The organism is Listeria costaricensis, from assembly GCF_900183385.1.
Lineage (GTDB): Bacteria > Bacillota > Bacilli > Lactobacillales > Listeriaceae > Listeria > Listeria costaricensis.
Genome location: NZ_FXUT01000015.1, coordinates 1 through 22690, shown reverse-complemented (window position 1 = coordinate 22690; position 22690 = coordinate 1). Strand labels below are relative to the sequence as shown.

Genomic DNA, 22690 nt, shown 5'->3' with positions numbered 1-22690 from the left:
TGGAATGTACTTTCCTTCACTTGTATTTTTACCATGTCAATCCCTCTTCTGCTACATGAAACGGCTCTAAGTCTTCTCCTGTTAGTTTTTTCCAATCTTTCCGATTATCATTGGAGAATATGTCCATCTCTAAATTGTCTAGTAAGAGAAGCACTCTTTTCGCTTCACGCCGTCCCACATCCTTCATATTCTTCATCCATAGTAGCTCAGAAAGATAATATCTACATTCTAAATACATCGGGATATCCATTGCTTGTTTGGCCTCTGCTGCAACTTCATTCAACCGCTGCTCGTTTTCTAATTGACGCCCTCTTTCTCTTAAAAAAGAACAATAATTATATTTCGTCACTCTTTTCAGTTTTTTCAAGTCCTTAAAATCACCGTATAACTCAAAATAGAAATTTAACCGCTTAAAAATTTGATTGATTGCCGGTTCATCAAAAATATAAAATATATTGCTCATCAACAAAATATCTTGGTAGTTCCAGATTTCCTTCTTCTCGAGGATCTGCCAAACTTGATAAAACTTCTTTCGTGCTCCTACCCAGTCATCGGTTTCCTGAATATAAATATAGCTATCCAATACCTGGGACAGACATTCAAGAAACGGCTTATTGCCCTCGACTAATGTCTGATCGATTTCTTTTTTTAGCTGTTGCATCATTTCAACATTCAGTGTAATTCTGATGTCTTTAAATCGTTGAATAAATTGGCCCGTTTCTTCCATTTCGTATCCGTTGGCGATAAAGAGAAACTCATCTACATCCAGCGACATTCTTTTTAATATTTCTGTAATTTTAAAGAAGCCGGGTACTTGATTTTGATTCTCTACTCGATGAGCGTGTGCTGGAGACATAACTCCAGAATATAATTCGCTTCTGGTTAATCCGCTCTCCTCTCTTAATCGCTTCAAGACTGATCCAATCTCGTTTTCTAGCACCTTTTCCACTGAGTAACGCATCCCTTCGTTTCATTTTCGAGATAAAATGTACCGCTTACCTTTATTTATGATACATTTACCACTAACAGGAGGTGGAAATTATGATGGAATTGCTATCTAAACTTGGCGTTATTTACTTCATTGGATAATTAACGCTCAAGAAGCCAACTATTGAGCCCGGCCTCATAACCATCAGCTCAATAGCTGCTGTTCATGACCAATGATGATCATATGTCTACATTATATACAATCCACGTGGAAGATACTACTGATCATGTGAGCAGACATAGCATATTTCAACTATTTTCACATTTCTGTCACAAAACATACTGGGTTCCACCAAACTCAGTATGTTTCTGAACATTTTTCTTTACTGTTAGATACGCTTTTACGACGTATCTAACAGTAGGGCGATATGCTCTCGAACTCCCTTTTATTTACTTGAAATCGAAGTAAACAACTGGTAGTTTTCATTCATCTCATTTGCTGTGAAGACTTTTCGCCAAGCTCATCCCAAGAACAACAATCTGGCGAAGAAAAAGTCATGACAGCAACGCCAGGATCCTTCCTGGCGTTTTTTTGTTCATATTCTTTCTTTAATAATAGGTCCTCTGGTTTTTCACAAACCGTCTGCACCTTCAAAAATTTCTATACAGGATTTTATACATGAATTTCCTCAAAATTGCCTTCAGCTGAAAAATGCACTGCCCTTTTTATGCCAATGTATGAAAAACCCGCTTTTTTTGCAATGAAAAAAGCAGCTCATAAATGATGAACTGCTTTGATTTCATTAGAAAAAATAACATTTGACAGAATGTACTTCCTTTAATAGACATTATGTTTTATTCACTTAAATTCTTTTCTTCTAATTTTATCTCACATGCTTCATTTAGGTGGAGTATAAGTTCATTAAAATCTATAGTTTTAGGGGGGTTCTCTTTCTCAAATAATTTCTGATATCGAATTTTGTCATCTAATGCCTCGAATACCAATTTATTGCCAAGATTATCTTCATTTTGTGTTGGTAGATACCTAGCGTTCTTAAAAATAAATTGTTCATTTAGTTGAAATGTTTGACCTAATAACTTGAGTTCTACCTCATCAAATCCTGTAATAGCCATATTCTTATCCAAGAACTCGTCAGGTGAGAATTCTTCCCCAAAAAACAAATTAAATTTCTCAACTAACTCAGGAAAATAATAGTATTTATCTTTTACAAATGAATAATACAATTTATTCATGTTTATAAAATCTGATTTCATTATTATTTTACTAATATCGAATTCCCTTTCTAGGGTAGTTGAAATAGCCTGGAGCTTCTCATAAAAATCAACAAGTTTTGGGATATTTTCATCTCTTTCTCCATCGTTTAATTCTATGCTAGTTCCAAAAATTTCCATATATCCAGAGCTATAACTAATCAACTTTTCTTTTTGCCTTATAATACTATCCAGAGAGTCTGCATTATTAAAATTATAACTAACATTAATTTTCATATTAATACGTTCATCATTACATTGATCATTGTGAGAGAGTTTAAACTTAAAATGAAAAATATCTTCGTCTACTGATTCTATTAATACCTCAGTCAAGCTTTGATAAGGTTTTTGTACCAATTTTAAGGAATAGTTCTTATCACCTAATTTATAATTCATATTAAAAGGAGGTGGGAAAGAGGCTGGTTTTATAATAAAATTACCATTCTCAAATTCAACATTTTCACCAAATATCTTAACCATCTTATCAAGATCTATCACATCTTCCCCAATTGATGGTATAACATCCTTTGTCTTCCCCTCTACTATCTTTTGAGTTCGATACAAAAGTTCCTCAAGATCTTTAGCTGAAGCAATCTCCACATCACCAAACAGTTCTTTTACATTTATTTTAAATTTGAACTTAAGTATCCCTTCTTCATCCTTAGGTACTAAGAAGAATTCTTGATTATTAGTAGTAACATAATGAACATTAGGTGGCAAATCTCTATTTAAGAATTTTTCATAAACATCGGGCGCTATTTTTTTTCCACTTTCGTTCTCATTAAAACTATTTCTAAATCTCATTCTACCAGTCCTTTACCATTTGATCATACACAACTATTTTTGAAGCCATTCCTAATGCCTTGCTTCTTGAAAATTGTTTATCCAATAGAGTAATTACCTCAGCTCTGTCGTCTTCACTTTTCACAATAATATATTTAATAATATCTATTTCAAGCTTCAAATGGGTCCCCTCTTCCACTTGCAACCCACTTGATAAGTCCCTCTGAGATGCATAATCCATGTATTGTGGGTCTGTTACGTCATTTAGAAACTCTGGTGAACTTAAGCCTTCTAGATTAGGAAGAAATCGCCATTCTCTCTCATCATGAAAGTTTTTTTGTACTTCGTTTTCCCCTTTCCTCATTTTCCCGCCTAAAGGTTTAGATAAAGCTACTTGAGTAAAAATAAAATCATACAGATCTTCGTTGGACTCATCAAATTTCTTTTGCGCCCTTAAATCTAATCCTCTATTGAATAATAATCGCAGTGATTCCGTTTGAGAAGCCTTTCCATTCAGATAAGAAATAGGCTGAAGACCATTTTGCTCACACCATTTCTTATCTAGTCCTAACCCATATGTTCCATAACCATCCCTATTACCATTTAAAGGATTACCTTCAGCATGCATTGAAAGCATATGAAAATTTATATCACAAAAACAAAGCATTGGAAACGATACCCACTTTATTTGTTTCTCTTTATACTCTAGGTTCAAATATTCTACATTTTCTAATACATATCGAGGAAATAAACATATTTTTTTTAGGCTTAATAACAAATATTCTAATTTGCCCATAAAATGAAATAACGTATTAGCACTCTGATGATATTCAAAATAGTTATCTTGACTTCCCACATCAATTATTTTTTTCTGATCCGTCATTATTCACTAAGACATCCCTTCTATATGCATGCATATTAATAATACTATTTGTTCATTATATCACTATGCTGTATTCAAATTTAATATTAAAAATAGTACTCTAAAATCTTTTTTTATTATTAATTATAAATTATTTTCTTTCAATTTCTTATAAAGAGTTGCTTTTGGAACACCTGTCATTTTCACGATATCCGAAATGGCTAATCCATTTTGTTTCTTATTCTTCCAAAGTTCAATAGCTCTCTTTACTTCGGTATCCTGTTGTCCCTTTCTACCTTATTTTTTGCCAGCTTTTAATGCTCGTTGTCGCCCCTCTCCTGTTCGATTGACAATCATATCACGTTCAAATTCTGCGAACGATCCTAAAACATTGAAAAGTAACCGTTGCATAGGATCATTCTCAGTATCAGATCCAAAGGTCATATTGTTATCCAAAAATGTGACATTAACACTTTTTTCTTTAAATCGCTGAATAATTCCATTCAAATCAATAATAGATCTGGCCAACCGATCAATTTTAGTCACATAAATATGATTGCCTTTTCTAGATTGCTTGATGATTTTCTCTAACTCTTCTCGATTCCTGATTGTTGTTCCAGATTTTTTTCAATAAATAATCATCTTGAATATTGATTTCTTTTAGCTTTTCAATCTACATTTCTAAATCTTGGCCAACTGTACTAACTATCGCATATCCTAATTTCAAAATCTCACCTTCTCAACGTCCAAAATATACAATAATCTATACTTATTATTATAGACAAAAAACAAGTGATTTGATGCGTGAAAAGCCGCATTCTTTCGTTGGATTAAAAAAAGTCCAGAAATTATGATTTCTGGACACTTTCATTATTGCGATTTAAAACCTTGTATCCACAGTATGTCCTCTATATTCCTTCCTATCAATATGTTTAAAAATTTTATCATTATTGCATAATGTCATAATTCGCTCTACCTCCTTTAAATTTTCAGATTTATCATATCTAAGAATCAAATTTCTAATATTTTTTTGCATCTCAAAATATTGACGAGGATTATTTCTTGTCAATGATTTTTTATTACTATCATAATAATGAATTAAAAGAAGTTGAGAGGAGTCTAGGCTTTTCATAGAACCAAGTATCTCTTCCCACCACAGCTTATCTGTCTCCCCTAATGACATACCAAATATTATCAGCAACCCTGATCTTTTAATCATTGTCGTTAATTGATCTATTTTATAGCGATCATTTTCTCTAATCAAATAAGGCTTGATTATTATCTGTGCATCCTCCTCTTTGAACCTTTCTACATTAATCTGACTAGCATCATTTACGCCTAAAAATGTTCCTGATCCAATTCTCTCATGGACATACTCAATCTCACCAAGTATAATCTGAAATTTGAAACTGGGAAAAATTTCTCGTGCCCGATTAGATACATTTATCCAATTTACTTTATTCAAAGTTAATTCCAGTAAGCTAGTATAATTAAAGGTAATAAAATTGAATTTAATATCTCCTCCCTGTTGATTAAAAAGGTTGTTAACATCTTTTAATGCCCCTGGTTTAAGATCTTTAAAGAAAGTTACTAATGAATCCTCAATATTAGGAATTTGAATGCGTTTTTGTTCAGCGCTCAAATATGATTGAAAATCCATGCGAAATTCTTGCAGCGAGTTCATGAATTCCTCAGAATTAAATTCTTTTTTATTTAAATTTGTTTTTGTATCGTTTGCTAGATTTAATTTATCTTTAAAAGAAACACCATCAAAAGTTGATAGACCCATAGCCAGTTCAAAATCAGACCACTTTGAAACATCTTCTTTTATTTGATTATAAAAGAAATTACTTTTAATTTTATCTTCATTAAAAGTTTTCTCAGCATAGTCATAAAAATTACTATAAGTCGTTTTCATTCCATGTAAAATATCAAAACCATTTCCTATTAAAAACGTGACTTCTATCATTTTATATTCCTTTCAGGTATACTATTTGTCTATTTTGACGATAATGTGTGTATTTTTTAAATCAAACAAATATACCTATAATAGCAACTATCACAGCTATCCCTGAGATTATACTTGTAATACTATTATTACTATTTACTTTTTTTTGCTTTTCAGCCTCTTTTAATTCTCTTTGTAGTTTTTCAAGTTCATTCTGAACCGTATTTATTTTCTCAATAAGATGATCTTTAGTTGCATCAAACTCTCGTTCTGAAATGAAGCTTGTTTGTTTAAATGTTTCTCCCTCTCTATTGGGAATAAACCTAACTTCACTCATTTAAAATCCCCTCCACGATATAGGGGATTTTAGTACTAAAGAGAGTTAAATATGGATTATTAATATATTGACTAATATCTTCAACATTTTCTTCATAGGAATAAAACACACTAAAATGGAGCATAGAAGTTATAAAATCCATATTGTAATCTAGTCCATCATCCTCTTTACGATTCAAAAATTTCGTTACTGTGAAAGAAATATCTAGGTTTCCCATCTTTAATTCATCTTCAGTTACATATCGACTGTTAAAAGAAATAACTTTGTTATCTCTTTGCCCCCGCTGAAGATAGAGAATAAAATATAAATAGAAGGGATTATATTGAGAATCATCATCTCCAATAAGCTCTTTTGGTGTTTTCAAGAAATCTAATCCTGCAAGAGTCATCTCAAAACCTAACTCAAAGTTTTCTTCATCATTCTCAAGTTTAATCTCCCTTACTGTAACATCCTCTTCGTATCCTCTTCCTTGACGATAAAAATTTATCTTAGTTACACTTGGCCGCATATCAAACATCATCTTCACCTACTTTTAATTTATGACTTACACTTTTAAAATTTTATTAGTTGTCATGAGAATTTTTTCTTGTTAATTTTATCGATTAATTGTTCTATGCGTTCTAAATTTTCAAATTCTGTTCCCCACAATAATTCAGTAATTATCTGAACAATCAAAAGCCGCATTTCATCTACATCAAATTCAGAAATATCTTGCTCTCTTCCGTGAGCTATTGCCGATCTTTTACTATATAGATTTTTTACTTGTTTTGAAATTTTCATTCTCTCTTCATAGTCATTCCCACATATAAATGCCGCATTTTCTGATAATGTATTCATCACCGAAGGAGTTACAACACTGCCTCTACCAGATTGTTCTACTTGTAATAGTGTTTCTAACGCAAAACAAAGTTGTACAAAACTACGCTTCTGATCCTGATCCCGCATGGCTTTCCCGCACCATATAATTGCATTAAAAATTCGTTCTTCTTTTTGGTTTCTTTTCTTTTTTTGTAGTTCCCATACTTTTCTTGATAAATTATTATTTAGCGATGTACTTTCAGCATTTATTAGGTGGATACTCCTATCTACAGTGTCCTTCTTATAAGAGCTTGAAGGTTCTAATACGATGTAGTCAATGCCATATGGATCTGGTTGCAGAGTATATACATCCCTGTATTTTGATCCTGCTAAAAGGAATTTCATAATGGCGTTAAATTCTTCAAACTTTGGCTTTGCCATTGCTATTGCCGAATTATAGTCTTGAGCGCTTATTTTGATACATAAGAACATTTTTTCTTGTGATTGAGCTTCAAACCATTCATCAAAAAATTTAGTAGGCATATGTCCCATACTAGTGATGATATCTTTACCTTCCGGAGTTTTAATAATTTGAAATTCACCAAAACTTTTCTTAATACAGTTCATTTTTAAGCCTTTAATAGAAGAAAGAACTGCAAAATCCTTAAGCGATGCTTCTTTCAATTCTTTTATGTAATCCATTATTCCAGAAACAATATCTTTCTCTGAACAACAAATTTTCTCTATCTCCTTCTTAAATACATCAAAAGCTTTCCCTTTACTGCATTCAGGTATCGTACAATAAATAGCATACAGTTCTTTATTGAAGTCATAACCTATAAAGACTTGAAGATTACACAAAGTATATCTTCTAATTGATTTCTCTACTCTTTCTTCTTCACTAAAGCATATATAATCATCTACAATTTGTTCAATCTTTTTCTTTAAATCATCGTTATTCATCAGGACTCCTCCTTTTGTAAGGAGGGATCCTAAAAACGCAACTATTGAAAATATTTTTATTCAATCTAGTCATTGCCATCCTCCATTATTAGCAGTTACTCTATATTATTATTCAAAAAAGCCCCTCCCTGTTGGCAGAGAGGGATAGCTTGTCAGAAAGAAGGAATTCATTTGACAAGCTATGAAGGTCAGGATTCTCTTCCGTTCCATCATATAACATTGTGAAATAACTGTCAATTTACATTTAAAACAATTTTTTCACAAGAAAAAGGCACTGCTTCATGCTAAGCAATGCCTCTTTTTAGCAGAGTACCAAAATCGTTTAAATCCGATCCCACTACGCCCTAATACCGCCTTTATCAAATGATTTTTTGACATATAGCACAATCACATGTACTCAGTTTACTTTCGACGACCCATCCTGATAATTAATCGTCACGCCATCCTGGACATTAAAAATATACACATTAAATTCTAGGCCATCATCTTCCATACTTTTAGCCTGGAGCTGGGCACCTCGCGCGACTAGTTCGTCATCTTTAAAAATTGGGGTGACTCGGTAGCGGACATTTTTGCCTGTCTGTTTTAAATAATCGGCTACTTGATTTTCGTATTCTAACATGCAAGGGGTATTGAAGCTTTGTGTGCCAGTCATTAGATTTTTTATATTGTTATTTTCGCCGGTGAGTTGGAAGCCGATCAGGTGACAGCGATTATAAAGCCATCCTGTGGAGATTTTTTTGTTCTTAAATCCAGTCGGGTCGATATATAAGGATTCGCGCTCTTCTGTTGGCATCATCGATTTATTTAAGACTGCGTTTGCTTCGCCGACTCGATTATACTGATCTAAATCAGAAAACGTCTGGCTAGGTTCCTGATTCACATCTAGTTCTTCTTCTGTGAATGTCGTTTTGTTCCCATTTATTTCAACAATTTGATTGCCTTCGTATGTAAGATTCGCCAGTTCGGTTTTTGTCTTGTTGGTTGTGCTGCTTTTCGCTTGCTGGCTTTCATGCAGGAAATCAAATCCGCCTTGTTCAAATTCAATATAACTACCGCCTGTAATCGCGATAATGGCCGCAACGATGATTGTACTGATTAATTTTTTCTTCTGCTGTCGCCGCTTTTTCGTCTGCTTTTTCATGGTTTGCCACCTTTCCTGTATATTAAATTTTGTTAAACTTTCTTCACTCTGTCAAGTTCTTTATCCCAAAAAGTTTCCCTCATTTTCTTCTTTTTGCCCGATCAAAAGTTTTTCCTCATATGAAATTCAAAGCTCCGAAAACGCTTCTCTTAAAAACGTCGATTATCTCGATATTCCGACGGGGTCATCTTCATCTGCGCTTTAAAAAATCGGGAAAATTGCGATTGATACTTAAAGCCTAAACTAACCGAAATGTCTTGGATGCTTAAATCTGTAAATAATAATTGCCGCTTGCCTTCTTCAAGCTTCTGTTGATTGATGAATGTCATAATCGTTTGATTGGTTGTTTGTTTAAATGTGTGCATCAGGTAGGACTCGCTGCAATTTAAACTTTCCGCGATTTCTTCAATATTTTTGATCGTGGCTAAATGGTCGTAAATGTATTCCTGCGTCCGATAAATGAGTGTTGGCAGGTTCTGGCGCTTGATTCGCGCGACTCGCTCGGCAAATAGCTCGCCAATTTTGCGGGTATACTCGTACACATTTTCAATCTGCTCTCGTTTCTCTGACTTCTGAATACAGTCATCACTTAGCGCATAGGCATTTTCCGCAAACATGCCTCCTTTTACAGCAGCCCGCGTAAACAAGGTCGTCGCTGCAATCGTCAAATTCTTCTTACTGCGCAAATCATCACTGGCCAAAACGCCAAAATTCCCCAGCGACATAAAATAGGGATAAATGCGATTAAATTCCTTCACATTCCCCCGCTCCACTGCCAAAAGCATCTCCTGCTCGGTCAAAAAGCCCGTATAAAATAAATGCGGCTCATCATAGTGGCTGTTCATAGAGTAAGTATGCGAGGCGAAGTCTAAATCGGACAAAATATGACTTTCTGGCACATCCATCCATTTTTTCGTAATCAAAAAACAAAAAAGACGATACTGCTCTCTGAATTGCGCCGAGTTTAAGTTAGAAAGATTGTCTTTTTTCAAATAGCTGTAAAATGATTTTTCATTATTACTGGATAAACAGATAAAAAGCTGCCTGCCTAATTTAACATAACCTAGATATTCCTGCTGTTTTGAAAAATAAATGTCATTTCCCTTCTCCTGAGAACTGGCTACGATATATCGAAGGATTGTCTCCGTGATTTCAGGCTCACCCGAAGCTTTGATTTTGGTCATTTTTTCCTCTTGTAAATCATAAATAAAGACAGATAAATTGGTTGAAATGCTAAAGCTATTTAGTTGGCTTTCAATCAACTCCACAATTTTTCACTCCTAAATAAAGCAGTAATCGTATAATAAAAACAGTAATTGTTTAATAGCACTGTTCACATTATAGCATAATTCATTTGTAAACGTTTACTATTATTTTATTTATGAAGGAGAGGACCATGAATGAAGTTCAAAAAAATTGAGATTAATCACATGGAAAATCCCCTAGGATATAAATTTGACAGTCTTTTCATCAATGGCATTCTGGAAGCCGGCTGTTATCCTAGCGATTTGCAAAAGATGCTGCTGATTTATGATCATCAAGAACTGGTCTTTCAATCTGATTGGGAAAAAGCGGATGATTTGATCTTCCAGCCTGACCTTGTTCTGAAACCGCGGACAAGATACCGGGTTCAAATGCGACTTAAATATGAAGAAAAACAGTTGGAGAAAGAAACGTGGTTCGAGACAGGGCTGCTTGATTCCCCCGTTCAAGCAAAATGGATCGGTCCGGAAAATAATGATTGGCATGGCATCGAACTTTTAAAGAAAATCCATCTCCCTCACGGCGTGAAAAAGGCGCGCTTATATGTCACCGGGCTTGGCGTATATGAGTGTTATCTAGATGAAGAAAAAATTGGCGATGAGTGTCTGGCGCCAGGATTTACAAACTACCATTACTATGTCCAGTGGGCGACGCACGACTTGACGGCTGCTTTTCAACAGGCTGGTGAACATACTTTTAAAATCATGCTTGGGGACGGCTGGTATCGCGGTAAAATCGGGATTACTCCGCATGGTGGCAGTGATAACAGCTACGGGGATGACTTGATGGCTCTCGCAGAAATTCATTATATCGATGAAAATGAGGAAGAACATGTCCTAATAACGGATGACAGTTGGCAGTGCCGGCCTTCTAAAATCACACATTCTGGTATCTATTACGGGGAAGATGTGGACGATCTTACCGACCAGCATGTCTTGCTGCCAGTCGTGCAGAAAAAGCCAGAAACGAAATATCTGCTTGACCGCCTTAGTCCGCCCGTCAAACTGCAGGAACGTTTTGAAGTGAAAGAGGTTCTGACACTAGCAACTGGCGAGAAAATATTGGACTTTGGGCAAAATTTGTCCGGCTGGCTTTTTTTTGCTAATCGGCTTCCTAAAGGGGATAAAATCTCAATCGAATTCGGGGAGTTGCTGCAAGACGGTGATCTATATACGCAAAATTTACGTTCTGCCAGAGCAGCTTTCACTTATGTGAGTGACGGAACGGAAAAATGGATTAGACCTCACTTTACTTATTTTGGTTTCCGCTATGCGAAAATCACAGGTTTTGAGTCCTTTGCAGAAGAAGACTTTTTTGTCCGGGCTTTGTACTCAGATATGCAGGAAATTGGGCATATTGAAACCGATCGACAAGATGTCAACCGATTGTTCCAAAATGTGATGTGGGGACAAAAGAGCAATTTTGTTGATATCCCGACAGATTGCCCACAACGGGATGAGCGGCTCGGCTGGACGGGGGATGCGGCCATTTTTGCGAAAACAGCCAGCTATAATATGGACACTTATTCCTTCTTTCAACGATTTGCCTTTGAAATAGCGGTTGAACAAAGTTTGAATGAAGGACGCGTGCCTTTATATGCACCGGCTATTCATGGCACTGATGGCGGAAAGGCCGTTTGGGGCGATGCGGCAACGATTATTCCATGGGTCCAATATGAACGGACGAATGATCCGGCCATTTTGAAACAAAACTTCGGAGCGATGATGTCTTGGGTGGACTGGATTCATGAACAAGCGAAACAAAGCCGCAATGAATTTCTATGGCTGGACTCAGATCAGCTAGGTGACTGGTTGGCGCTTGATACGGAAGATATTATGCGACTAAAAGGTAGGACGCCGGACGATCTGATTGCCAGTGCCTACTACTACCATTCTTGTCAAATCGTGTCGAAAACGGCCGAAATTTTGGGCAAGAAAAGAGAACACGACTATTACAAAATTCTGGCTGGCAAAATCAAAGAAGCTTTTCAGGCGGAATTTTTCACAAAAAATGGTCGGCTGATTACGGATACACAGACCGGCTTAGCTGTCTGCCTGAAATTCCAATTAGCACCGGAAGAACATACGAACAAACTTGTGAAAAAATTAGTCGAACGAATCGCCAGAAACGGCAACCATTTGACGACCGGATTTGTCGGGACGGCTCTTCTGCTTCCTGTTCTTTCCCAATACGGCGAGCATGAACTGGCCTGTCAATTATTTTTGAATACCGATTACCCTAGCTGGCTTTATCAGGTGGAAAAAGGCGCCACTACCATCTGGGAACGCTGGGATTCCATGGATGCTGAGGGCAAAATTGCTGAAAATGGCATGAACTCGCTAAACCACTATTCAACTGGCTCCGTGATGGAATGGGGCTATGAGCATTTGCTTGGCATTCAGCAGAAGTCGCGTCAGGAAGTGCTCATTCATCCGGGCATAACACCGCGATTCCGGCAAGTTTCGGGCTGCACGGCGATTAATGGTGACAAGCTATCACTCAGCTGGAAAATTATGAATCCATTTGGCGACAAGGTTCAAGTCGAGCTACTGGTTCCATTCGGCGTGACAGCCCAAGTGAGGATGCCGAATACCCACTCATGGTCGACTCAAAACGGGCAATTTTCAAACGGAGCTATTTTAAGTGCTGGCAAATATGTCATTGAATATGAGCCGGAAACACCTTTCATCTCCTCGCCCACCATCTATTCGCCCCTCCACGCCTTTAATCAAAATCAGGAGCTTGTGGAAAAGATAGCTGATTATGTGCCGTTTTGGGGATTTTTGACCGCGCCAAATAACATGGCCAATTTTGAAAAATATTCACTGATTCAATTGAGTAACGAAATGAAAGGGATTGGTTTTCCTGAATTGACAAAAGAAGATATTCAGCAAATCAATGCGGCTTTCAAGCAATACACAGTAGAAAATTTAGAGAGGAAGTAAACAAACATGAAAAAACTTTTGATGAAGCTGTCCATTTTATGTCTTTCCGTATTTACGGTAAGTGCCGGGGCAACGGCTGCAACCATTCCTTTGATGATGGAGTCCTTCTCTTCTATCAGTCCGACAACAATCGAACTATTGATGACTATTCCTTCACTGGGAATCATTCTTTTCACCCCGTTAAGTAATTTTGTTGCGGATAAGATTGGGATAAAAAACACCATTTTGACGGGGCTGTTCTTGATTTTAATCTCCGGAATTATTCCCGCTTTAACGATGAATTTCCCGCTAATCTTTATTTCTCGTATCTTCATTGGTCTAGGAACTGGCTTGATTGCTTCTTTCTCCCAATCCCTGATCATTCAACTATTTGAAGGCACGGAACAGCAAAGAATGCTCGGTCTATCTAGCGTTTTCCAAGGGCTCGGCATGTTTGCGATTACGTATGCAGTGGGCATCTTGATTGGCAGCGGCTGGCAAGCGCCTTATTTTGTCTACTTGATCGCTTTACCAATTTTACTGCTGGCAGCTTTCTACATTCCAAACCTGTCTAAAAATCAAGCGGATCAACATGCTCCTCAAGCACCGTTCGCTCAAACAAGCAAGAAAATCGACGGGAAAATTTGGATACTCGCGCTCTTTGCCTTTCTTTTCAATACAACATTTGCTTTTATTCCAACTAAATTTGCAACGCTTGTGATGACAGAAGGCTACGGGACGCTTTCGGATGCAAGTACTTTACTGGGAATTATGTCATTTGCGATGGCAGCGGGTGGATTTCTCTTTATGGTGATTCAAAAAAGATGGCACCGCTATTCGATGGCGATTGGGCTTGCTTTTGCAGCGATTTCTTATGCCATGCTTTCCTTCTCGCACTCTCTTTTCCTAAGTGGTGTGGCGGTTGTATTAGTTGGGATGTCCGTTTCGATTTTTATGGCTTCTATGATTACGCTGATCAGTTCATTCACATCCATGCGGCAAGTGGCTTTTTCAACCTCCGTCGCGATTACTTGTGCGAATGTCGGTACACTCATTTCTCCGTATGTCACTGAAATGTTTGCCAATGTATTTCATAATCAATCGGCCACATTTACTTATTTTGTCGGTATGATTATTTTCGCCATCCTGTTTGTTGTGGCAACGATTGCGGGCATGAACTTTGAAAAAATCAGATACCATGAACCACAGGGAAATCTGCTGGATGAGGTGCATACAAATGTTAAGTAAAGAAGCCCAAGAAGCGATTACTTTTTCTCGAAACTTCATCAAACCTGGTCAAAAATTCCCATTAACACCAGAAATTGCCGCCCATGCTCGAAAAGATGCAGATGAAGGCAATGCGGTTGAAACGCCGGCTGATATTCAGTTGGAAAATATTGCCGAAAATGGCGTTGCGGGGGAATTATATCGCACAAAAGAAGCAAGTGAATCTGTCCTGCTTTTCATGCACGGTGGTGCCTATGCGACGGGTTCGGTCAAATCAAGACAGGGCATTTGTTTCAAATTGTTGAAGCGGCTTGAGTTTGATATTTTCTCTGTTGACTACGCGCAATGGCCGGAAGCGCGGCATCCACAGGCTCACGAAGATGTCGTAGCGGCCTATACTTGGCTGGAAAAACGTTATCAAAAAATTTATGTGTTTGGAGAATCGGCCGGGGCGACACTTGCCTTGACACTTGTGCTGGATCGCAAAGCTAAAAATCTGGCTTTACCGGAAAAAGTTTCCGTCTTTTCACCGGTTATGTCTCAACTCAGTATCTTGCCGTCAGAATTCACGCATTCTGAACGCGACCCTATGCTGATCGGAGCCGGTGATCCTGTTCCTTATTTTGATGAGCCGGAAAAAAGAGACCCTTTGATTTCCCCGATATATGGCGATTTTACTGGATTTCCAAAACTCCAAATCAACTGCGGCAGTGAAGAGGTTAAATTAGATCATGCAAAAGTTCTTTATACCTTGTGTCAGCAGGCCGGAACAGATGTCTCATTGGATATTTGGCGGGACCTTTTCCATGTATTTATCCTGTTTGATATGCCGGAAACGGAAAAAGCACTTGATAAGATAGCTGATTTTTTTAAATGAATGGTTGTTAGGAGTAAGTAAATGTCTAAATTACTAGGTATTGATATTGGCGGGACCAACATCAAATATGCATTATTAGAAAAGAACGGGGAAATTTTTCTCAAAGATCAAATCGCCACGCCAGCTTGCAACTTGGCTGATTTTCTCGCTGCCCTTTATGGGATTGTGGATCAGTTTGAGGCGCAAATTTCGGGCATTGGAATCAGTGCGCCTGGAAAAATCGATTCAGAAACGGGGATGATTTCTTTTGGGGGCGCATTGCCGTTTCTTCACGGCTGCAATTTAAAAGAGCTGCTTTCGCAAAAATACCAGCTGTCGGTAGAGATAGAAAATGACGCAAAGGCTTGTGCACTGGCTGAATACTGGCTGGGAAGCTTAGCTGGTTTTCCAAGTGGGGCTGTGCTTGTTTTAGGTACTGGTGTGGGGTGCGGCGTAATTCTTGATGGAAAAATTAGTCGAGGCACGCATGGTCAGTGCGGTGAGGTGAGTTTCATGATCGGCCGTCCCGAAGCGAAAGGGATGGATAAACTAGTCGGCACTTCTTGTTCGTCTGTTAATCTGATCAGCCAAATCAGTGACGTTCTCTCGCTTCCGGCTGACACAGATGGCAAGGTGATTTTTAAAGAGATCCGCTCGCAACGTCATCCGCAAGTCAATCAAATTTTCATGGATTATTGTACAAATTTGGCGACGCTGTTATTAAATATTCAAGCAATGCTGGATTTGCCAATTTTTGCGATAGGTGGTGGAATCAGTAACCAGCCGATTGTTATTGAAACTTTGAACAGGCAATATGACCTGCTGATAGATGAGCTGCCGATTGTGAAAGAAACCATTTCCCGGCCGAATATCGTCAAAGCAACTTATGGAAGTGATGCCAATTTGATTGGTGCGGTTTATCATTTGTTGGATAGGAAAGATGAGATTGCGTGTAGATGATGCGTTTTTATGAAGAATGAATGAGATGAATAATTGGGAGTGGGGCGCATGAACAGATTGTTTGTGCGTCTTTTTGGATTGGGCTGTTAATTGCGTAGAGAGGGAGGACTTTTAGAGAGGAAATATTTAGTGAGAGAACTTTTCAAACTGCTTCGTTAAAACTGAGTGGAATGTTGTTGTGGAGCAAGAAAAAGCAGACCTGCGCAAACTGCACAAATCTGCTTTCTTTTTACACGCATATTCTCTACTTGTGCAAAATCTTCTCCGCTTCAAACCACTTGCTGAGGGATTCTGAATAAAGATGAATATAGCGCTCATATACCATGTCCAGCTGCATTAAAATTGGAATTTGCGGTGAAACATAGCCTAGAGATTCTTCCTTTGTCAGGCTGGCCGCCCGCAACACAACATCTGCATATGGTAAAAGCTGGGAATATTGGTTGGCTGTGATCAATAATACCGGCACTCCTTTTGCTTTTGCCGCCTTCATTGCTTTCATCAGCTCCTCGTCGTCCCCGCGTAAACTGGCCACGATGATCAGTTCTTCTAGTGCTGCTGCATGCGACGATAGAAGAATCGAATTTTCATCTGCTATGATGCGTACATATTTACCCACTCGTGCGAATTTAAATTGGAAATCTGCCCCGGCATAGGAATTGAAGCCCTTGCCGAAAAAGTGGATGATATGGCGCTGATGAAGATATTCGCAAAATGAATCGAGTGCCTTCTTGGAATAAAGATGATTGCTTCGTGTGGCTAACGAATGATATGCAGCCGTCACTTTAGAGGAGACCGACACGCTGGCAGTCTCTTCTTTAGTTAACGAAAGATTATATAAAAAGATCAATTCTTTGTAATTTTTTAAGCCTATCTTTTTACAAAAACGGGTGATGGATGACTCTGAGACAGCCAAAGTTTCCGCCAATTGATTAATATTTTTCGGCTTCTTCTTGCTTAAAAAATAATCCGCAATAACCTGTTCGACATTTGTAAAGTTTAAGCGACAAGATTCAATCAAAATAAATATATCTTCCTGCATGTTCATCTTTAGCTCCTTAATTAGAAATATATATGGTCTTTATTTCCCCCGGCTTGAAATTTCCTAATTCTATTTTATCAGCTTTTTTACAGTCAGACATCGGTTTTCCTCTTAAATTTACAAATTGATACGAAACGACTTTTTTACTATCAATGCTTGCGCCGTCGACCTCATTAGTCAAACTCGGATTATACACGCGGATTTCAATGCCGTCCTTCTGCTCCGCTTTCCGAAGTGAACTGAACACCAGCTTGTCGCACGTAAGCTCCACCATTTCCTTTTCTGCGATTTCTTGCTCAAGTGGGTGCGAAACAAAATATTTTAAGGTGGTGGTAAAGCGGTTCAATTCCTGGATTTGATAATACGGATTCTGGACTGCATATTCAAAATAATCCTGCGCAATTTTTGCCGGCTCATAGGCTGATGAAAGCTGGATTGCAAATTTGAATTTCATTTTCTCCAGCAGCTGGCTGTCGGGGGTCGGGATATATTTGAACTCATTTCCAGAGGCCACTCCAGGTCTGCGAATCAAATCGGGCCGCCCTAAATAGCCGACAGAACGGAATAAAGTAAGGGCGATTCGACTGTAGTTCTCCCCAATCAACTGATATTCTTTCATGCCTTTTGCAAAAATTGTCCAGCTGGAATCTTCATCGTGCGTATTGACATAGTGCAGCATTGGGAAAATGGCAGTCGGCTCTTCCCGCCAGCCAAGTGCTTTCCAGTTGTGCAGATGCGGATCTTCTGCCACTCGTTTGATGGTGCCAAACGGGGTATCTGTATGGGAAAAATGATTTTCATGTGGCGTATCAATGAGCGCTCGCATTCGGTGGTCACAGGCCCGATTGTCAAGTTCCAATTGGCAGGCAATGTGATTGGTGTCTTTTTTCAGCGTGATGATGAGTTGATACGGAATGGACTGGCTTCTTTTTTTGGCGGCTCTTTCTTCCAAGTCTTTCGCAACCTGCCACGTTCCGCCAAGCACCATTTCTGACCAGAGTTTCCGGCGCTTAGTGTCGACTTTTGCCCCTTCTAGTGTTAGTTCATACTGGTCGTCATGATAGGCTGGCGAATAGTCATATGTGTCGCCTTCATCCCCGCTGTCCTCAAAGGTCAAGACATTTTGATAGGTACGGTTCGACAATTTATCCAAAATATGAAGTGCACCATTTTCAAAGCTGACTTGATAAAAATCGTTTTCGATCATCTGTGCTGCGGCTGATTCCGTATGGGAGACTGCTTTCTCAGGTGCTTCGACTATTTGATATGTGGCAAAGCTCAAAGATGGGATGGACGTCTCGAGCGCGATTTCATGGACATAAAAATATTTATCTTGATCCTGTTCATTCTCCGCCCGCCTAATCGAACCGCTGTACTCTTTTCGGGTGTTTAAGACTTCAAATGAAACCGGTCGACCATTTTGCATCACTGTTACTTCTTCAAATGGTGTTGAAATTTCACAGTGGACGATTTTTTCAGTAGTCCATGGAAAAGTGTTAAAAATCGTGATGTCATAGTCCGTTTTTTCCGCTCTGGATTCCGTCAGTTTGCGCGTCAAATAATCGAGTAGCGAATAGGACAGCTGGTCAGCTTCAATAAAGCGCTCACGGATGATTCGGTTCGTCTTGTCGCTGTTACAACCTCCAGCAGAATCATGCGCTTGATTTTTGCTTAGTAATTTCCAAATGCGGTCTAAAAGTCCTTTTTTATAAGGGATTTGATACTGTTCCGCCATGACCATCAGCGGCTCCACTTGGTAAATCATTCTGCGTTCGATTTTGTCATTCAAATATTTGTGATCATAACGCGACGAATAAATCGAGCGGTGAATTTTAGAGACAGAGCTGGAAATGAATTCTCCTTTTAATGTGGCTAATGGTTGATCCTTAATCGCGTCAAAAAACTGCTCGTAACTGCTCTCTTGCAATTGATAGCCGCTTAAATGGCGATTGTACTGCTCCATGCGATCGCGCAAATTAAAATCAATGTAGCGCTGATCTCCGCCCACAGGTAAAACCAGCTCATCCCCCGTCGCCCCTTCTTCTATGGCAGCCATCAACGACTCATAGTCATCGTTTTCGATCAGACCAACGCCAACAAAATAACCGTTCCTGATATTTGCGGTCAGCACTTTGGAACCATCTTCCGCTTCCCAGTAAAACTCTCTGTCCGTGCTCAGCTCACTATCCACCCCTCGCCAAAAGACCGCCTGCTCCATTTCAAAGCCGCGATAAATTTTGGGCATATCTTTACTTTGTCCAAATGAGTCTGGCAAATAGCCGATTTTCATCGTGCCGCCTAGTTCTTCTGCTAGATTCATCCCCAAGTTTAAATTCCGAACAATCGATTCGCCAGCCACGATCAGCTCATCTGTTTGCGTGTACCAGGGACCAATTTTCAAACGACCTGCTTTTACTAAGCGGCTGAACCGTTCCTTTTGCTCCGGAAAGCACTGAAAATATTCATCCAGAATGCTCATTTGTCCATCCAGCAAATACTGGTCAATTTTGTCGTTCTCCAGCGCCTCGATCATTTCATCCAAATGGTATGTCAATTGAACAAATGATTCATTATTCGTAAAATACCATTCAAAATCCCAATGCGTATGGTGAATGACATGTACATTTTTTTTCATCAAGCCATCGTTCCTTTCACTTCTCAAGCTTCCCATCAATCCTATTTCCCGTCCTGCCAAAAAATGAAAAGCTGGAGTAGCGATTACTCCAGCCCTTATTTAAAAGACGATGGAATCAATGATTTGTGTTAATTTTTCCGGATCATTGGAGGTTAAAATATCCTCCCTGAAAGTATCGTCAATCAGTTTTCGCGCGATCAGACTTAACAGTTTCAAATGCTCTGTCGCCCCTTCTAAAGGAATTGTCAGCGCAAAAGCCACACGTACTGGCTGTTTGTCTAATGCTTGCCACGGAATATCATGCTCAAATTTGACCAGAAACATGCCCGGTTTCAAATTCGTTTGATGTTTACAATGCGGAATGGCAATATGGTCTTTAAATCCTGTTGTCGCCTCGTTTTCACGCTCTTTCAATCCTTCAAAATAAGCCTCTTCGTTCTCAACAAAGCCTAACTTGTAAGCAAATTGAGCGATTACTCTAAACGCTTCCTCCTGTGTCGTGGCGGTATTATCAAAAAGAATGTGTGCTTGATTAAAAACTTGTTCATTCATGGTAAAATTCCTACTTTCATTGATTATTTAAGCTGGGTCTTCGGTCAAATTGCTCTCGTCCTCTGTCGGGGCCATGGAAGCAAATTCCACTGCATCCCGGCGCAGCACACCGATCAACACGGCGGTTGTCAAAATCCCCGCACCGACACATAATATCCACGTGATGAATGGCACTGGCTGCTCAATATAGCCGACAAATGTCCCGAGCGGCGAACCGATCCCGCCGTAGAATTTACATCCTGTCGCGGCTGCAAGTCCACCGGCTACTGCCGACCCGACTACGTTCGCAATAATCATCCGGACGGGCTGGGCGGCGACAAATGGAATCGCCCCTTCTGTCACACCCACGATACCCATACCAAAGGCTGCACTCGCGGCCACTTTTTCTTCTTTGGAAAATTTCTTTTTAAATAGAATTGTTGCCAACCAAACGCCCAGCGGAGCTACAGAGATAGCTGCTTGAACAGCGGTTTGAGGAACAAAGTTGGCACCATTGATGCCGTACTGAGCCATCGTATCTGTAAAAATGGCGGTTCCGAATATAAGAGCGGTTTTATTGACAGGCCCGCCGAGGTCAAAGCCGATCATGGCTCCACAGACAGCCCCGATAAGTAGTGGTGCTCCGGCAAAATTATTATTTAAATCTGTTAAGCCTGAATACATGGCATCCATCGCATTGGCAATCGGAATCCCGATCAAATAAAGAACAATAAGTGAAATAACCAGAGTTGCGACAAATGGAATGATCATAATTGGTACGATTGGACGTACAAGTTTTGGCCATTTGATTTTCTTCAAGCCTTTTACCATATAACCAACAATGAAAGCAACGGCAATCGCGCCTAGGAAGCCCCCGCCGGCCTCTGTTCCGAGGAATTCAGGGTCATTGACTAGATAGGCACCAATCATGGCTGGTGCAATCGCTGGTTTATCGGCAATCGATTTGGCCACAAAACCTGCAAACAGTGGAATCATCAGTTTGAAACCAATTTGCCCTACATAGAACAGCTTCGACATGAGGTAACCCATGGCTGTTTTCGTATTAAAGCCCCAATCGACAATGTGCCCCATGTCATCTTTTTGGAAGGCATAGACATTGGCGATGGCTAAAATTAGACCAGCCGCAATAACCATGGGAATCATGTAGGAAATCCCGCTCATAATATGCGTAAAGAAGTTGACCTTTTCTTTATCATTTCCGATTTGAATTTTCCCTACTTTGGTTCCTTTTTTCCCAAATACTTCTGCTTCTTTAAAAGCCGTTTCGATCAATGCCTCTGCATTTTCAATCGCAGGAATTGATTTCGTCACGTAGAGCGGTTTGCCTGTAAAGCGGATTGGACTGATCGTAATATCAGCAGCGATCAAAACTAGATCAGCCTGTTCGATGTCCTCAGGAGTCAAAACGTTTTCGGCACCAATGGCCCCATTCGTCTCGACTTTCGCCTCGTAGCCCAGTTTCTTAGCTGCTTTCTCGATTGACTCAGCCGCCATGTAAGTATGGGCGATACCCGCTGCACATGCAGTAACAGCAACGATTTTCTTTGTCATTTTATCACCATCCATAAATAATTTATATCATGGACAGTTTAGCAGAAAGCGTTCTTATTTGAAATCGTTTTCGCGATTTTTGGTTTTACTTTCAGATGTTTTGGAGTGGATGAATTTTTTTTCAAGGGAAGTGGTTTTGGTTGTGCGGGTGGGGCGGTGATTTGAGGCCTTGGAAAGTACGGGGGTTGTGTGATGGGGATTGAGGGAGAATAGGGAACTGGTATGGGGTTAAGTGAGGGAGATCGTTTAGAAGTTTGGTGATTAGATTACGAAAAATTTTCATGATGAATATTTAAACGCTAGCGAGGCAATCAGTGAGTTTAACACACAATTATTTGCATTTCATAATGAGTATTTAAACATGAAATATGCGACAAAATTAGAAGAAGTAGAGGAATTTACATTTCACAATAAGTATTTAAACCCATTCTTCCCACGTTTGAACATAGTAAACGACCGTATTTACATTTCACAATAAGTATTTAAACTTATTGGCTAACCTGGGCATTAACTTCTATATTAAATTTACATTTCACAATAAGTATTTAAACGCGATTATAGTAAGTAATCACATCTATATAAAGCCATTTACATTTCACAATAAGTATTTAAACCCGTGTCGGTTATGTGCACTTTCTTCCTGAAACAA

The 22690-nt window shown here is 38.9% G+C and carries 18 protein-coding genes and 1 CRISPR repeat array; of the genes, 4 read left to right on the top strand and 14 right to left on the bottom strand.

All coding sequences use genetic code 11. From position 1 onward, the window contains the following. Positions 1–28: 28 nt before the first annotated feature. The 10 genes from CS921_RS12035 to CS921_RS11990 all read right to left on the bottom strand — a co-directional run bounded on the left by CS921_RS12035 (position 29) and on the right by CS921_RS11990 (position 10302). Positions 29–949: a helix-turn-helix domain-containing protein gene (locus CS921_RS12035; protein ID WP_099224208.1), complete on the bottom strand. Its 921-nt coding sequence runs from the start codon at positions 947–949 to the stop codon at positions 29–31. Positions 950–1782: 833 nt separating this feature from the next. Further along, positions 1783–3003 carry an abortive infection system toxin AbiGii family protein gene (locus CS921_RS12030; RefSeq protein WP_099224206.1) on the bottom strand — a complete coding sequence of 407 codons (1221 nt, stop codon included), beginning with the start codon at positions 3001–3003 and terminating at the stop codon, positions 1783–1785. Between the two features lies 1 nt (position 3004). Further along, positions 3005–3865, bottom strand: coding sequence for an abortive infection system antitoxin AbiGi family protein (locus tag CS921_RS12025; RefSeq protein ID WP_099224204.1), 861 nt, complete (start codon positions 3863–3865; stop codon positions 3005–3007). Positions 3866–4141: 276 nt separating this feature from the next. Then, positions 4142–4423 carry a recombinase family protein gene (locus tag CS921_RS15740; RefSeq protein ID WP_240422358.1) on the bottom strand — a complete coding sequence of 94 codons (282 nt, stop codon included), beginning with the start codon at positions 4421–4423 and terminating at the stop codon, positions 4142–4144. Positions 4424–4724: 301 nt separating this feature from the next. Then, positions 4725–5813 (bottom strand): AbiH family protein, encoded by a 1089-nt coding sequence (locus tag CS921_RS12015; protein ID WP_099224202.1) that lies wholly within the window; start codon positions 5811–5813, stop codon positions 4725–4727. A gap of 61 nt (positions 5814–5874) precedes the next feature. After that, positions 5875–6129, bottom strand: a complete 255-nt coding sequence (locus CS921_RS12010) for a hypothetical protein (protein ID WP_099224200.1) — start codon at positions 6127–6129, stop codon at positions 5875–5877. Further along, positions 6122–6646, bottom strand: a complete 525-nt coding sequence (locus CS921_RS12005) for a hypothetical protein (RefSeq protein ID WP_099224198.1) — start codon at positions 6644–6646, stop codon at positions 6122–6124. The genes CS921_RS12010 and CS921_RS12005 overlap by 8 nt, the downstream gene beginning before the upstream one ends. A 53-nt stretch (positions 6647–6699) precedes the next feature. Then, a complete protein-coding gene (locus CS921_RS12000) occupies positions 6700–7890 on the bottom strand; it encodes a HEPN domain-containing protein (protein WP_099224196.1) in 1191 nt (396 codons plus the stop codon). 397 nt (positions 7891–8287) lie between these two features. Beyond that, a complete protein-coding gene (locus CS921_RS11995) occupies positions 8288–9034 on the bottom strand; it encodes a DNA/RNA non-specific endonuclease (RefSeq protein ID WP_099224194.1) in 747 nt (248 codons plus the stop codon). A 149-nt stretch (positions 9035–9183) separates the two neighbouring features. Beyond that, positions 9184–10302, bottom strand: a complete 1119-nt coding sequence (locus CS921_RS11990) for a helix-turn-helix domain-containing protein (protein WP_099224192.1) — start codon at positions 10300–10302, stop codon at positions 9184–9186. A gap of 132 nt (positions 10303–10434) precedes the next feature. On the opposite strand from CS921_RS11990, the gene CS921_RS11985 reads away from it, so the two are divergent. The 4 genes from CS921_RS11985 to CS921_RS11970 are packed head-to-tail and all read left to right on the top strand — an operon-like array spanning position 10435 to position 16264. Next, positions 10435–13242 carry a family 78 glycoside hydrolase catalytic domain gene (locus tag CS921_RS11985; protein WP_099224190.1) on the top strand — a complete coding sequence of 936 codons (2808 nt, stop codon included), beginning with the start codon at positions 10435–10437 and terminating at the stop codon, positions 13240–13242. 6 nt (positions 13243–13248) lie between these two features. Continuing rightward, entirely contained in the window at positions 13249–14469 is a 1221-nt protein-coding gene (locus CS921_RS11980; RefSeq protein WP_099224188.1) for an MFS transporter, read from the top strand. After that, on the top strand, positions 14459–15325 hold the full coding sequence (locus CS921_RS11975) for an alpha/beta hydrolase (protein ID WP_099224186.1): 867 nt from the start codon (positions 14459–14461) through the stop codon (positions 15323–15325). The genes CS921_RS11980 and CS921_RS11975 overlap by 11 nt, the downstream gene beginning before the upstream one ends. Positions 15326–15346: 21 nt before the next feature. Then, entirely contained in the window at positions 15347–16264 is a 918-nt protein-coding gene (locus tag CS921_RS11970; protein WP_099224184.1) for an ROK family protein, read from the top strand. A gap of 244 nt (positions 16265–16508) precedes the next feature. Here the strand turns inward: CS921_RS11970 and CS921_RS11965 are convergent, their stop codons facing one another. The 4 genes from CS921_RS11965 to CS921_RS11950 form a co-directional block, all read right to left on the bottom strand. After that, on the bottom strand, positions 16509–17309 hold the full coding sequence (locus tag CS921_RS11965; protein WP_205527783.1) for a MurR/RpiR family transcriptional regulator: 801 nt from the start codon (positions 17307–17309) through the stop codon (positions 16509–16511). Between the two features lie 10 nt (positions 17310–17319). Further along, positions 17320–19938, bottom strand: coding sequence for a glycoside hydrolase family 38 N-terminal domain-containing protein (locus CS921_RS11960; protein ID WP_099224182.1), 2619 nt, complete (start codon positions 19936–19938; stop codon positions 17320–17322). Between the two features lie 99 nt (positions 19939–20037). After that, a complete protein-coding gene (locus CS921_RS11955; RefSeq protein ID WP_099224180.1) occupies positions 20038–20490 on the bottom strand; it encodes a PTS sugar transporter subunit IIA in 453 nt (150 codons plus the stop codon). 27 nt (positions 20491–20517) lie between these two features. Beyond that, complete coding sequence (locus CS921_RS11950; protein WP_099224179.1) at positions 20518–22041, bottom strand: PTS fructose transporter subunit IIC; 1524 nt, start codon at positions 22039–22041, stop codon at positions 20518–20520. Positions 22042–22374: 333 nt separating this feature from the next. Continuing rightward, a CRISPR array of direct repeats spans positions 22375–22655; the repeat unit is 28 nt; unit sequence ATTTACATTTCACAATAAGTATTTAAAC. Positions 22656–22690: the final 35 nt, after the last annotated feature.